General features: G+C 68.2%; 10 protein-coding genes. 7 read left to right on the top strand and 3 right to left on the bottom strand.

Annotated features, from left to right (window positions below; genetic code table 11):
* Positions 1-172: 172 nt before the first annotated feature.
* The gene (locus AB0H28_RS10190) at positions 173-604 is read right to left on the bottom strand and encodes a DUF4352 domain-containing protein (protein WP_358036668.1); all 432 of its coding nucleotides are present in this window, start codon (positions 602-604) and stop codon (positions 173-175) included.
* 99 nt (positions 605-703) lie between these two features.
* Here AB0H28_RS10190 and AB0H28_RS10185 point away from each other — a divergent pair, with 99 nt between their 5' ends.
* The 5 genes from AB0H28_RS10185 (at position 704) to AB0H28_RS10165 (ending at position 11,984) form a co-directional block, all read left to right on the top strand.
* Positions 704-2,620 (top strand): N-6 DNA methylase, encoded by a 1,917-nt coding sequence (locus AB0H28_RS10185; protein WP_358036666.1) that lies wholly within the window; start codon positions 704-706, stop codon positions 2,618-2,620.
* Positions 2,621-2,718: 98 nt separating this feature from the next.
* Complete coding sequence (locus AB0H28_RS10180; RefSeq protein ID WP_358036664.1) at positions 2,719-3,783, top strand: serine/threonine-protein kinase; 1,065 nt, start codon at positions 2,719-2,721, stop codon at positions 3,781-3,783.
* Between the two features lie 13 nt (positions 3,784-3,796).
* Entirely contained in the window at positions 3,797-6,598 is a 2,802-nt protein-coding gene (locus tag AB0H28_RS10175; protein WP_358036662.1) for a helicase-related protein, read from the top strand.
* Entirely contained in the window at positions 6,595-11,511 is a 4,917-nt protein-coding gene (locus AB0H28_RS10170) for a class I SAM-dependent DNA methyltransferase (protein ID WP_358036660.1), read from the top strand. The genes AB0H28_RS10175 and AB0H28_RS10170 overlap by 4 nt, the downstream gene beginning before the upstream one ends.
* A 29-nt stretch (positions 11,512-11,540) precedes the next feature.
* The gene (locus AB0H28_RS10165; protein WP_358036658.1) at positions 11,541-11,984 is read left to right on the top strand and encodes a hypothetical protein; all 444 of its coding nucleotides are present in this window, start codon (positions 11,541-11,543) and stop codon (positions 11,982-11,984) included.
* Between the two features lie 58 nt (positions 11,985-12,042).
* Here AB0H28_RS10165 and AB0H28_RS10160 read toward each other — a convergent pair whose 3' ends face one another.
* Both AB0H28_RS10160 and AB0H28_RS10155 read right to left on the bottom strand, forming a co-directional pair.
* Positions 12,043-12,237, bottom strand: coding sequence for a DUF397 domain-containing protein (locus AB0H28_RS10160; RefSeq protein WP_358036656.1), 195 nt, complete (start codon positions 12,235-12,237; stop codon positions 12,043-12,045).
* Positions 12,230-13,111, bottom strand: coding sequence for a helix-turn-helix transcriptional regulator (locus tag AB0H28_RS10155; protein ID WP_358036654.1), 882 nt, complete (start codon positions 13,109-13,111; stop codon positions 12,230-12,232). The genes AB0H28_RS10160 and AB0H28_RS10155 overlap by 8 nt, the downstream gene beginning before the upstream one ends.
* Before the next feature lie 481 nt (positions 13,112-13,592).
* Between AB0H28_RS10155 and AB0H28_RS10150 the strand changes: the two genes are divergently transcribed.
* Positions 13,593-13,880 carry a DivIVA domain-containing protein gene (locus tag AB0H28_RS10150; RefSeq protein ID WP_358036652.1) on the top strand — a complete coding sequence of 96 codons (288 nt, stop codon included), beginning with the start codon at positions 13,593-13,595 and terminating at the stop codon, positions 13,878-13,880.
* Positions 13,877-14,128: a hypothetical protein gene (locus AB0H28_RS10145; RefSeq protein ID WP_130325099.1), complete on the top strand. Its 252-nt coding sequence runs from the start codon at positions 13,877-13,879 to the stop codon at positions 14,126-14,128. Before AB0H28_RS10150 ends, AB0H28_RS10145 begins: the two co-directional genes overlap by 4 nt.
* Positions 14,129-14,450 lie beyond the last annotated feature (322 nt).

The following is a 14,450-nucleotide window of genomic DNA, read 5'->3' as shown; positions in this document are numbered from 1 at the left end:
GCGGTGGTGCGGAGGGAGTCACGCCGGGGACGGGCTTCGCGGGACCCGCCCCCGACCGGTGCGGAGGTCAGCCCAGGGCGACGGTGACGCCACCGGAGAACGCGGAGTCGTGCAGTTCGAGCCGGGTGAGCTTGACGGTCTTGGGGATGTCGAAGACGAACACGCCGGTCACCTAGTTGCCGGGGTTGATCTCCTCGAAGAACGTGCTCTGCTCCTGGTTCGCGTAGATGCCGGCCTCGGTGTCGGTGGAGTATTCGGTGCCGTTGGCCGCGTAGGCGGTCTGGCTGCTGCCGTCGAGCAACTGAGCCTTCTTGCCGATGTTCTTGACGGTGATGGTCACCAGGCAGAACTGGCCCTGCGCCTTGGCGCCCAGCGCCGACGACCCGACCCTGGTGACGCCGCACGTGGCGGACTTGACCGTGAACTCGAACTTGCCGTCGCGGGCCGGCTGGCCGATCTTCGCGGTCTTCGGCGTGTCCCCGCCCTGTCCGCCTCCGGCGCCGGTCTCCGCCTTGCCGCCGGTGGCGTCGTCGGTGCTGCCAGCGCCGCAGCCCAGCGCGACGAGAGCGCCGGCGATCAGGGCGAGCGTGGTGGTCTTGCGCATCGTTTTCCTCCTGCTGTCAAGGTGGCGGGGTCAATGAGAGCATTATCCGTAAACGCTGTCAACAGACACTTTGCTTGACAGGTGTGACACACTCCGAATGTGCAAGAGACGCCGACCATCACCGCAGCGGAGATCGCCCGGCTCGCCGGTGTCGGTCGGGCCGCCGTCAGCAACTGGCGCAAACGCCACGACGACTTCCCCGACCCGGTCGGCGGCAGCGCCACCAGCCCCGAGTTCGACCTCGGCCAGGTCGAGCGATGGCTGCACGCCCAGGGCAAGCTTCCCGACCTCGCCACCGCCGACCGGCTCTGGCGGCACCTTGCCGCCATCAGCGCCTCCCCGGCCGCCGGCCTCGCCGCCGTCGGCGCCCGGCTGCTCGCCCGGCAACGCGGCCAACGCCCTACCCGCTCCACCGACCCGCAGCTCAAGCCGCTGTTGCCCGACGTCGACGCGCTCGCCGACGAACTCGGCCCGCAGGGCGCGTTCGACGCGCTGTGGCAACGCTTCTCCGCGCCCGGACCCGGCCGACCCTTCGCCACCCCCGACGACCTCGCCGACCTGATGGCCGGCCTGGCCGGCGTCGGCGGCGGCGCCGTTTTCGACCCCGCCGCCGGCTCCGGCGCCACACTCCGCGCCGCTGTCCGCGCCGGCTGCACCTCCGCGTACGGGCAGGAACTCGATCCCGGCCTCGCCCGGCTCGCCGGACTCTGGCTGGCCCTGCGCGACGTGCCGGGAGAGGTGAGCACCGGCGACTCGCTGCGCGCCGACGCCCACCCCGGCCGCACGTTCGACGCCGTCGTCTGCCACCCGCCGTTCGGCGCCAGCAACTGGGGCGACGACGAACTCGGCCACGACCCGCGCTGGATCGTCGGCACCACTCCGCGTACCGAACCGGAGCTGGCCTGGGTCCAACACGCCCTGGCGCATCTGCGCCCCGGCGGCCACGCCGTACTGCTGATGCCGCCCACCGTCGCCGGCCGCCGCGCCGGCCGGCGGATCCGCGCCGAGTTGCTCCGCCGCGGCGCGCTGCGCGCCGTCGTCGCGCTCCCACCGGGGGCAGCGGCGCCGCACGGCGTGCCCCTGCACCTGTGGGTGCTGCGCCGCCCGCCGGCCGACGCGCCGCCACCGGCGCGGACGCTGCTCGTCGACGCGGCCGACCTCGCGCGCGTGCTGGACACCTGGCGGGCGTTCGTCGCGGACGCCGACGTCGACGAGCCCGGCTACGCCCGCGCCGTGCCGGTCATCGAGCTGCTCGACGAGGAGGTCGACCTCACCCCCGCCCGCCGCCAACCCGCCGTCGTGAGCGAGGCGAGCGGAGAACAGTTGGTACGCACGCGCGAACGTCTCGCCGCCGTCGTGGCGGACCTGCCGGCGCTGATGCCGCAGGTCACGCCCGCGCCCGACGGGGTCGACGGGGAGTTCCTCACCGTGGGGGAGCTGGTGCGGGCCGGGGCGTTGCAGCTTCTCGGGCCGATTCGTGGCACCGGCGACGACGGTTCCGACGGTGACGGGCGGCCGGTGCTCACCGTGCCGGACGTGCTCGGTGGCGTGGCGCCGACCGGGCGGGACGACGGGCGGCTCGGGCAGGAGATTCCGCTGGCCGTCGGGGACGTGGTGGTGCCGATGATCGCGCGGCAGCTCACCGCGCGGGTGGTGACTGTCGACGGGGTGCTGCTGGGGCGGAATCTCTATCTGCTGCGGCCTGATCCTGCTGCGCTGGACCCGTGGTTCTTGGCGGGGCAACTGCGGACGTCGACGAATGAGCGGCAGGCGTCGAGCCTTTCCGGGGCGCTGCGGTTCGACGTGCGGCGGGCGCAGGTGCGGCGGGTGTCGCGGGAGGAGCAGGGGGCGTACGGGGAGGCGTTCCGGCGGCTGGACGCATTCGAGTCAGCAATCCGACAGGCCGTCTCACTGGGCACGGAACTGGCGCAGTTGACCGCGGACGGACTGGCCCGAGGGGCTCTGGCGCCGACGGCCCGACGTCCGGACCAGCGCAAACCGCCGAAGGGCCAGTAGCTCCTTGATCGTTCAACGATGTACGGTCGTGCGTCCGCCGGGTGTGGCGCCGACGGTTCGGATCGGCAGGCCGGTGGGTGTCATCGTGAGGGGGCGGGATGACGCTGGGCAGCATCGGCGGCTTCGAGTTGGTCAAGCCGTTGGGGTCGGGCGGGATGGGTGAGGTGTTCTTCGCCGTGTCGCCGACCGCCGACCGCGTCGCGCTCAAGGTGATCCGGAAACACCTGATCGAGGAGCCGACGGTCCGGGACCGGTTCGCCGCCGAGGTCGACAGCCTCAAGGTGGTGTTCGGCTCGCGGATCGCCCGACTGGAGGACGCCGACCCCTACGGTGACCCGGCCTGGCTGGCCGTGGAGTACGTGCCCGGCGCGACGTTGCGGCAGCACGTCGACGCCCGCGGCCCACTGCCGTTGCCGCTGGCCGCCATGGTCGGCGCGATGCTCGCCGACGGCCTGGGCAGGGTGCACCAGGCCGGTCTGCTGCACCGTGACCTCAAGCCGCAGAACATCATCCTCGGACCGGACGGTCCGAAGCTCATCGACTTCGGCCTGGCGATCCTGATCGACCGCAGCGACTTCCTGACCGAGCCGGGAGCCCTGGTCGGGACGCCCGCCTACATGTCGCCGGAGCAGGTGCGGGGGGAGCGGGAACTGACCGCCGCGGTGGACGTCTACGGGCTGGCCGCGACGCTTGTCTTCGCTCTGACCGGCCACGGCCTCTATCCGCCGACCAACTCATGGAACCTGCTGCTGCGCATCACCGAGCCGAGCGACCTCCCCGACCTGTCGGGCGTGCCGACCGAGCTGGCGCCGCTGCTCGGCGCGATGCTCGCCCACGATCCCGGCGCCCGGCCCGGTCTCGACGACGTCGGGGCCCGGCTGCTGACCGTCGCCGCGACGAGCAGTGGCAAGAGCGTGCCGAGCCTCCGGCAGGAGGTCGCCGGGGCCACCTACGACGGCGACACCGAGCTGCTCGTCCCGCCGGATCTTCAGGACCCGCGACGGGAGCTGGAGGACACCGCGGTCGACCAGCACGACACGCGCGAAGTGCCCGATCCGGCCCCCACCCTGCACGATCCGGAGCGCACCGCCGGCCGCGGCCCAGACGTGACCTGGCTGGTCGACAGGATCCGCCGCCAGTACGCCCGACGCTCGACGCTGTAGGAAGGCTCCACCGATGACCACCTCCCAGGACGCCACCTTCGCCCCGGGCTCCCGCATCGTCGTCCGGGACGAGGAGTGGCTTGTCCGAGGCGTCAAGACCGGCACCGCCGACGGCACCATGATCAAGGCTGTCGGGGTGTCGGAATTCGTCCAGGACGTCGAGGCCACATTCTTCACCGGCCTCGAGGACATCACACCGCTGGTTCCCGAGCAGACGGAACTCGTCGTGGACACCTCGTCGCGGTTCCGGCAGAGCCGGCTGTTCCTGGAGGCCGTGCTGCGACGTACGCCACTGCCGCGCACCGAACGCGGCCTCGCCCTCGCCGACCGGTTCCTGCTCGACCCGCTCACCTACCAGCAGCGCCCGGTCGAACTGGCGCTGTCCGGCCTGCGACCACGCATCCTGCTCGCCGACGTGGTCGGCCTCGGCAAGACCCTGGAGATCGGGCTGATCCTTGCCGAGCTGATCCGCCGGGGCCGAGGTGACCGGATCCTGGTGGTGTCCCCGCAGCAGGTGCTGGAGCAGTTCCAGCGCGAACTCTGGACCCGCTTCGCGATTCCCCTGGTGCGTCTCGACTCGACGGGAATCCAGCGCATCCAGCAGGAGATCCCCGCCGGGCGAAACCCGTTCACCTACTTCAAGCGCGCCATCATCTCCGTCGACACCCTCAAGGACGCCGGCCAGTTCGGCCACCACCTCGACGCCACCACCTGGGACGTCGTGGTCATCGACGAGTCGCACAACCTCATCAACAAGGGCACCCAGCGCAACGAGCTGGCGCGCCGGCTGGCCGCAAAGACCGACGCGCTGCTGCTGGCCAGCGCTACCCCGCACAACGGGGACAAGGAGTCGTTCGCCCAGCTCATCTCGCTGCTCGACCCGGCGGCCATCGCCGACGAGAAGCGGTACGAGGCCAAGGACATCGCCCACCTCTACCTGCGCCGCACCAAGATCAGCCCGGAGGTGCGCGACCAGATCGGCGACCGCTGGGCCGACCGCGGTCCCTCCCAGGCGGTGCACTGCACGGCCGGCCCGATCGAGGAGCAGATCTTCGACAAGCTGACCGACGTGTGGCTGGCCGGCAAGTGGAGCGACGAGGCGGTCACCGGGCAGCACCGGCTCTTCCCGTACACGTTGACGAAGTCGTTCCTCTCCTCGCACCGCGCGCTGCACGAGACGGTGACCAACCGGCGTAGGAAGGCCACCGGTGCGGAACGCGTCGCGCTGGACCGGCTCGCGGAGCTGACCTCGGCGATGACCGACCAGGACTCCAGCAAGCTACGGAAGCTCGTCGACGAGCTGAAGAAGATCGGCGTCGGCAAGGGCAGCGATACCCGGGCGGTGGTCTTCTCCGAGCGGGTCCCCACCATCAAGTGGTTGGCCGAGACCGTCCCGGCCATGCTCGGGCTCAAGCCGAACGCGGTGCGGGTGCTGCACGGCGGTGTCGCCGACCAGGACGAACAGCGGATCCTCCAGGAATTCGAGCTGGCCGGCAGCGACGTGCGGCTGCTGTTCACCGGCGACGTCGCCTCCGAGGGCGTCAACCTGCACCAGCAGTGCCACCACCTGATCCACTACGACATCCCGTGGAGCCTGATCCGGATCGAGCAGCGCAACGGCCGCATCGACCGCTACGGGCAGAAACACCAGCCGCAGTTCCGCGCGCTCATCCTCACCTCCGACCGCGAGGACGCCAAGGACGACCGTACGGTCTCGGAGAAGCTGCTCGACCGGGAGGCGGTCGCCCACCGCAGCCTCGGCAGCGTCGAGGCCGCCACCGGTCTCTACGACGCCAAGGCCGAGGAGGACCGGCTGGTCCGCGACCTGCTCAATGGCAAGACGGTGGACGAGTCATACGAGGCCGCGCACGCTGAGATCGACGTGATGGCCGACCTGTTCGGCGACGTCGGCACCGCACCTGTCGCGGCGGACATCCCGGTGGCCCGGGTGCCGAAGCTCTTCGACTCCACCGAGGACTTCGTCGACGCGGCGCTCCAGGAGATCTACCAGGACCGGCCCGAAGACCACATCGACCTGCGCCGCGAAGACGAGCTGCTGACCTTCCTCGCCCCCGACGACCTGGTGCACCGGCTCACCGACCTGCCCCGCTCCTACCTGCGCGCCCACCGCGAGGGCGAGGACCTGCGGCTCAAGGTCACCTTCGACCATCCGCTCGCGCAGCGCAAGCTCGACCAGGCCCGGCAGAGCAGAACCCCGATGTGGCCGGAGGTCGCGTTCCTCAGCGACGTGCACCCGATGGTCGACTGGCTTGTCGACAAGGTGCTCATCCGGCTCGGCCGCCAGCAGGCCCCGGTGCTCACCGCCGACGTGGCCGCGCCGACCTACCTGATCCAGGGCGTCTACGCCAACCGCCTCGGCCAGCCGACAGTGGTGCAGTGGATGGCCGTCTCCGGCCTGCCCACCGCCCCGGAGATCCGGCCCATGGACGAGGTGCTGCGCGAAGCCAACGTCGGCCCGGCGATGGTCAACCGCGCGGAGGCCGTCGCGTTGGAGCCGTTCCGCCAGCTCCTGCCGCAGGCCGTCCGCGTCGCCCGCGCCCACCTGGAGAGCAAGCGCGACGAGTGGGCCGCCGCGAACGCCGAGCCGCTGGAGCAGTACCGCCGGCAACTGCGAACGTTCGAGCAGGCCAGCCTCTTCGACAAACTGCCCGCGGCGCATCGCGCCAAGCGCCGCGAGCGCGCCCGACACACCGTCGCCGAGCAGCACGACCTGCTCGACCGCCTGGAGACCGCCGGCGACCCGCTGCTGCGGGTCCTCGCCGTCCTCGTCCCGTCCCCGGAGAGTGCCGCATGAGCTTCGAAGCGTTGACCAACCGCGGCGAATACCTCTCCGCCCACTACCTGGCCGAGATCCTCCCTACCACACTCAAGGGTGGCCAGCTCAAGCAGTGGGCCGAGCGGGAGAAGGCCGGCGACCAGACGCCGCGCACCGGCCTGCGCAGCCTGCGCCGGCCCTACTTCGACGCCAAGTCCGAGCTGGCCGACGACGAGTTCTTCGACCCGGAGCGGCTGCGCAAGCTGCACCAGGAGCTGCTGAAGGCGCTCGGCTTCGAGCCGAGCCCGCAGACCATCACCGTCGAGCGCGCCGGCCAGGAGCATCAGATCGTCGTCGCGCACGCCGAGCAGACCTCCGCGCACGGCATCGTCGCGCTCGACTGCGGTTGGGCCGTCGACGCCGAGGCCGCCCAGGACCCGGACGACGCCGGCCGGCTGCTCACCCCGATCACGCTCAACAGCACGGAAGCCATCGACACCGGCGCGAAGCTCGCGTCCTGGCTGTTCGCCGCCGACAACCCCAAGCCCCGGTACGTGCTCATCCTCAGCGGCGGCGTCGTCACGCTCGCCGACCGCACCGCCTGGGGCGAGGGCCGCTACCTGGCCGTCAGCCTGGACACCGCCTTCGCCCGCAACGACGACAGGGAGTACGACGTCGTCGCCGCCCTCTTCGGCGCCGACTCGCTGCGCCCACCCGCCGAGGGCGGCACCGAACCCCTCGCCGACCTGGTCGCCGGCTCCCGGCAGCACGCCGTCGGCGTCTCCAGCGAACTGCGCGAGGGCCTGAAGGTCTCCGTCGAACTCATCGCCAACGAGGTCCTCGACCGCATCCGGCAGGCCGGCTACCAGCCGCAGGACGTGATGGTCCTGGACGAGCTGGCCAAGGAGCTGGGCCGGGAGGCGCTGCGCTACCTCTACCGGATCCTGTTCCTGCTCTATGCCGAGGCCCGCCCCGAGCTGGGCGTCCTGCCGGTCAACGACCGCGACTACGTCGAGGGCTACAGCCTCGCCCGCGTCGGCGATCTCGTCTCCCGCCGGCTCGCCCCCTCCGCCGAGGGCGGCTTCCACCTCTACCAGTCGCTGGACCTGCTGTTCCGCATGGTGAACGACGGCCACCGCCCACGTGGCGGCGCGGACGTCGACGACAAGGCCAGCGAGGGGGAGGGGCTGCGCTTCGAGCCGATGAAGTCGGACCTGTTCCTGCCGGAGAAGACCAAGCTCATCGGCCGCGTCTTCGCCCCGGACGACAACGACGAGGACGACGCGGACGCGCCGACCATCGACACCCGGCTGCGCAACAAGGTCCTCTACCAGGTGCTGCGCCGGCTCATGCTGACCAAGGGCGGGAAGCGCCGCCGGGGCGGCTTCATCTCGTACGCCCAGCTCGGCATCAACCAGCTCGGCGCGGTCTACGAGGGACTGATGTCCTACACCGGTTTCGTCGCCACCGAGCAGCTCTACGAGGTGGCCAAGAACGGCGACCCGAAGGACGGCTCGTGGATGATTCCGGCCTCCAAGGCCGACGAGTACGAGGACAGCGTCTTCGTCTACAAGGAGGACCCGTACACCGGGGTGCGCAGTCGGGTCAGCTACGCCCCCGGTGCGTTCGTCTACCGGCTCGCCGGCCGGGACCGGCAGACCAGCGCCTCCTACTACACCCCGCAGTCGCTGACCGAGGTCACCGTCCAGCTCGCCCTGAAGTACCGCCTCGACCAGGACGGCACCACCACCCCCGCGCGGGAGCTGCTGGACTGGACGATCTGCGAACCGGCGCTCGGCTCCGGCGCGTTCCTCAACGAGGCGATCAACCAGGTCGCCGCCGAATACCTGCGCCGCCGCGCCCGAGAGTTGAAGGTCGACCTGGACCCGGAGCAGTACCAGGTCGAACTCCAGCGGGTGAAGGCGTACATCGCGCTGCACAACTGCTATGGCGTCGACCTCAACCGCACCGCCGTCGAGCTGGCCGAGGTGTCGCTCTGGCTCAACGTCATGCACGCCGGCCTCCAAGCACCGTGGTTCGGCCTGCACCTCCAGCGCGGCAACTCCCTCATCGGCTGCGGACGCAAGACCTACGAGCCGAAACAGCTCGCCGACAAGTCCTGGCTCACCACCGCCCCGGCGGAGAAACCGTTCCGGGACGGGCCGATCGACGAGGGCACCATCCACCACTTCCTGCTCCCCGCCGACGGGTGGGGCGCGGTCGCGGGGGAGAAGGAGGCCCGCGAGCTGGCGCCCGCCGAGACCGCAAAGCTCAAGGCTTGGCGTACGGCGATGAAGCGTGTGCCGTCCGCCAAGGGAAAGAACTCGCAGGTCAAGCGCTTGCAGGCGCTGGCCGGGCGGGTCGAGTTCCTGTGGGGGCTGGTGCAGCAGCGCCTCGCCATCTCGGAGCGGGAGATCCGCCGCGACATCGCCGTCTGGGGCGCCGACGACCTGCCACCGGTGACCGGGGCGGTGGCCCGGGACAAGATCCTCGCCGACCTGACCGCGCCGGGCACGCCGTACTGGCGGCTCAAGACGCTGATGGACGTGTGGTGCGCGCTGTGGTTCTGGCCGCTGGACAAGGTCGGCCTGCTCGACGGCTCGGACCCGGCGGCGTACCCGGCCGCGCCCGTCCAGGTGTCGCACGTCAAGGACGTTCCGGCGTACGAGGAGCAGGTGGTCTACGAGACGCCGGACATCTTCGGCAACGTGGAGCCACGGCAAATGACCCTGCCGACCAAGGCGACCGGCACCCGGCGGATGACCGTCGCCGAACAGCTCCGCAAGCAGGTGCCGCTGACCAACCTGGACGACTGGCTCACGTTCGCGGAGGCGCTGGTCGGCCGCAGCGACGTGGACGAGAACACCGAACGCTTTTACGGCCGCAAGCTCGACAGCCTGGCCGAGATGAGCGACTTTGAGCAGAAGCTCGACGGCGTGATCGGCGTGGACTCGCCGTGGCTGTTGGCCGACCGGTTCCCCTGGCTGCTCGCCGCCGAGCGCATTGCGGAACAGCAGGGCTTCTTCCACTGGGAGTTGACGTTCGCCCAGGCGTTCGCCAACGGCGGTTTCGACCTCCAGGTAGGCAACCCGCCCTGGGTACGCCCTCGTTGGCAAGCAGACATATTGCTTGCCGAGCATGAGCCGTGGTTCAAGCTCGTTGAGCGGGCGCCTGCTGAGCTTTGGCGGGACCGAATGAACGATGTGCTTGAGGGGTTGGTTGTTCGCTCCAGCTTTCTGAGTGAAGCTGCAAGCAATAGCGGCATTGTTGCATTTCTTGGTGATATTACTACTTATCCCTTGCTCGTTGGGACCCAGCCAGATTTGTATCGGGCCATGATGTGTCGCGTCTGGGACCATTCTCGGCCCCAGGGAACCGCCGGCATGGTCCATCCAGATACACATTTCGGCGGCGTGAAGGAGGGACGTCTCCGTAAGGCGGCTTACCGGCGAATGCGAATACATGGTAGCTTGGTGAACGGTGCTAATTGGGCCTTCGAGGACGCGGTACGAAGCCTCGAATTCGGCGTACATATCTATGGACGCCCGCAGACTCCTCGGTTTAAGCACCTTAGCCGTCTATACAGTGCGAATGCCCTTGCGGAATCCCTTTCGCATGATGGTCAGGGTGATCCGCCAGGCCTAAAGCGCAGAGGGAAATGGGATACGCGTCCACATCTGGCACGCGTTATCAATGTCGACCTAGGTCTAATGTCGGAGTGGCAGCGTCTTAGGGGCGACGCGGACGTGCGGGTTGACGAGGCGCAGATGCTCTTCCCAATTTCTGTGTATGAGGCCGATGCCATCTCTGCGCTTGCAACATTCGAATGCCGTCTTGGCGGCTACTCTCCTCGAATTAGTCGAGGATACGACGAGTCGAATGCGCGAAGGGATGGGCTGATTCGATGGGAGCAGCGGAAAGCGACCTCCCTCGAGCAGTTGGTGTTACAAGGGCCGCATTTCGGGATTGCGTTGCCCTGGGCGAAAGAGCCGAAGACTCCCTGCCGAAATAACCGTGACTGGGATTCGATCCCCCTGTCGAACTTGCCTGAAGACTTTATCCCGAAGACTAATTACGTTCTATCGAGTGATGAAGCGAGAACTAGGTCCGGTCAAGATAAGTGGGATGGTCAGAGCAGTACCGAATTTTTCCGGCTGATGTGGCGCAGGATGATTCCCTTCAACACTGAACGATCACTTTTCGCTGCAGTAATGCCACCCGGCCCGACCCATGTTAACACCATTCGGTCGATGGTTCTTGATGACAACCTGCTTACAGTGCTTACTGCTGGTTTCTGGGCATCTCTCCCGCTCGACTATTATCTTCGAATAACGGGCCGTGCTGATCTAACCCCAGCTGATTGTCATTCAATGCCTGCTCCCCGCCCAGGCCACCCGCTTGCGTCCGGGCTCTTGCTCCGAACCCTTCGTCTTAGTTGCCTTACCGCTGCATACACGCGGCTTTGGTCTGATATTTTTCAGCCATCCTGGCTTAGTGAGTCGTGGGCGCGTGATTGGTCAGGCGTCGGTTTGCTCGGCGCGGTCTCTTCGACGTGGGACGAACATACGCCCCTGCGCAGTGAGTTCGCCCGCCGAGCGCTCCTTGTTGAGCTCGACGCTTTGGTTGCAGTTTGGCTAGGCATTGATGTCGAGCAGTTGATCGCACTGCTAAGGTCGAGATATCCGATTTTGACGGATCGCGAAGACAGAATGTGGTTCGATGCAGCGGGTCGAAGGATTGCCGAGGACTCGTACTCGTATGGAGCTGGACAAACTAGAGAGAACTTTGAGCAGTTGATGGCGTACCTTGATGGGCCAGACCGGAATCCGGTACCGGAGGGGTACACGGCGCCGTTCTATAAGGCGGATAGGGAGAACGAGTATCGGCAGGCGCATGCTGTGTTCAGCAATCGGCTTCAGGATGCGATCGACGCGGGCTGGCGGCCGTCGTAGCCCGCCTTCTCACCCCTTGAGGAGAACAGATGGCTCCGAGTAACCATCAAAAGCACCAGGCGGGGCGGCACCTCGCCGTGGCCGAAGCCCTGTTGCACGGCTATTCGGCCAGCCCTGAGGGTCCACAGACGTTTGTGAAGATCAACGGCAGGCGGGCGGCTGTCCAGGTTGCTGCTCAGGGCGCATGGATGATTGCAGACGTGTACAAGGCTACGGCCGCCTCGATTGACTTCTACGTGCTGGTGGATGTGACCGATGGGCGGCGGAACTTCTACGTCGTGCCCGGAGGCGACCTGCACAGCGGTATCGATGAGCGGCATCAGGAGTTCATGTCGAAAGTCGGTGGCGTACGCCCGCGTAACCCTGACAGTCGCCACACGGCGATCTACCCATCGCAGGTGGAGGCGTGGCGGAACCGGTGGTCACTGTTCGACCAGGCGTCGCAGCCAGCGGGCGGAGACCCAGGCGCCTGAGCGGCAGCATGACGGGCGCACCCCCGGCTCAGCCTGTTGCGCTCCCGTTTGGCGAAGCTCAGTGCTCGGCCTTGGTGGTCCGAACGAAGCTGGCCCAGGCGGTCGGGGGGAAGGTCAAGGCTGGCCCGGCCGGGTCCTTACTGTCGCGTACGGCGACGAGACCGGGCAGGTTGTCGGCCACCTCCACGCAGTCGCCGCCGTTGCTGCCGCTGCGGGTGCTCTTGCGCCACTGAGCGCCGGTCAGCTCAGCCATGGTGGACCTCCGCGATGATCTTGTTGATGAGTTGCCTCGATTGTGCCTCATCATGCGTCAGATCATCGAGGCTCGCCCACACCTGCTCGTAGGCTGCGTATTCCTCCGGTCGGTCCAGGTAGAGCGCTCCGGTCCATGACTCGCAGTAGACCACCGATGGCTCGGGCGTCGTCCGCTTGCCGGGTGGAAAGTCGAGGATCACGAAGGTGCCTGCCTCTGCGCCTCGATGGATCCCGGCGGTCAGTGGAAGCACCCGCACGGAGACGTTGGGCAGTTCCCCGACCTCCAGCAGGTGACGAAGTTGATCAGCCATGGTCGCTGCGCTGGCGACCGTGCGGAGCAGCGCCGCCTCAGCCAGGATCACTTCCAGCTTCGGCGCGAGGGGGAGCCTCCGGTGAAGCAGAGCCTGCCGCTGTAGCCGTACCTCCACCAGGCGCTCCCGCTCCTCTTCCGTCACTTCGTGCCTGTGCTGATAGACCGCCAAGGCGTAGGCACGTGACTGAAGAATTCCAGGGATCAGCGCTTCGTCGAAGCGACGAATGAACGCTGCGGCGGATTCCAAGCCGATGTACAGCTCGAACCAGTCGGGGATGGCGTCGCCGTAGGAGTGCCACCAGCCCTTGGCTTTGGTCTCGTTGGCCAGGGCGACGAGGACGCTGGTCAGCTCGGGGGTGGCGGCGTACAGCTCGCACATGGCCTTGACGTCGACGGCGCGGGTGGGGCCGAGGCCGGTCTCGATGCGCCACATCTTCTGCCGGCTGCACTGCATGGCCTCGGCCGCGCCGTCGAGGGTCATGCGGGCTTCAGTGCGCAGGTCGCGTAGCGCTCGCCCGAGCTGTCGCCTGGGAACTGTCGAGCCCATGTCGTCGGCCATCGGCTACCCCTCTCCGTGTTGCGTTTGTTACATCCGGACGCCATCGGTGAAACGTGGAACGGTTAGCTGAGAAGTGCTTGTCTTGCGCTTCGTGCTGACGAAGCGACTCACGCGTCTGACCATACAAGACGCCCCCGACAACAGCCATCACCGCGCAATTCCCAAGGGCGGCTGACTCTTCCGTTGCGCAACGCTGCCGGGCCTTCCCGTGGAACGTCTCGCGGCTGCGGAAAAGAAAATCGGCGCAGACCGGGGAAATCGTGGCCGCAAGTGTTGCTCATTCACCGGGAACTGTCCCAGGATGGCCAGTGCGGTGGCCGAGGTACCCCCTAATCGGCCGCCGCGCTCCCCAGACCACCCAACACCGGCCAGCCCGGATGCCGTACCGCTGAGCGAAGCTGCGGTGTTCGGGCGGGGTGGGTCCGCCCGTGCGGGGAGGGCGGGTGGACCCACCCATCCACGACCAGGAAGGCAGGCACTGATGAGCGTCCGCAAGCAGAGGCCGTTCCCCGAGGTCGCCGGGACGACGTACCGCTCCCGCGCGTACCCCAGTCTGCTGCCGTGGCAGGTGCGTGAGCGCCGCTTCGCGCCCGCCCGGCTCGGGCACCGCGGCCTCAACCCCGATGAGGTGTACGCCTTCCTCGACCGGGTCGCCGTCGACATGGCTGCCGTCCACGACGCGCTGGCGCAGAGCCGGCGGGAGACGCTGCGGATCGAGGTCGCGCTGCGTCGGTGGCAGTCCGAGCAGGCCGAGGGTGGTCGGCGGTGAGCGGGCGGTACGTGATCCACCTGCCCGTTGTCGCCGCCGACCTGCCGGCCGCGCAGCGCCTGGCCCGGGTCGTCGGCCGGTGGATCACCGTGCTGCCGATGATGGACCCGGGGGAGATGACGGTCTCCGAGGAGGACAAGCAGTTCCTGCGGCACCGGGTCTTCTGCGATCTGCGGATGCCGGGCGGGCGGCGCTGCGTGCTCCGCGACGGCCACGACGGCGAGTGCTCCCGCCGCCTGCGCCGCTGAGCTGCGAAGGTAACGCGACTGTGGCGTGAGAAGTGAGCAGCCATGAAGGTGCGAGAAGCCGTCACCACTCCGGCGGCCAGCGGGCGAACGAGGACCGCGTCGGCCACCGCGGCATGCTCGCCTGGCTCATCGACGGCGACGGCGCCACCGACGCTGCGGACGTGGCCCACGAGCAGGGTGCCGCTACATGATTGAGCCTTTTCCAAGCTGATCTTGCAGCTCAGGACGGGTGCGGCAGGCCCGGTGATCGATGGATGCGAGGCTCCAGGTAGGACAGCTGTCGACCAAGACTCGAAGCCCCGACCGGGAGCCTCGCCATGCT

The organism is Micromonospora sp. NPDC050980, assembly GCF_040653835.1.
GTDB lineage: Bacteria > Actinomycetota > Actinomycetes > Mycobacteriales > Micromonosporaceae > Micromonospora.
This window is presented reverse-complemented; position numbering and strand designations above follow the sequence as displayed.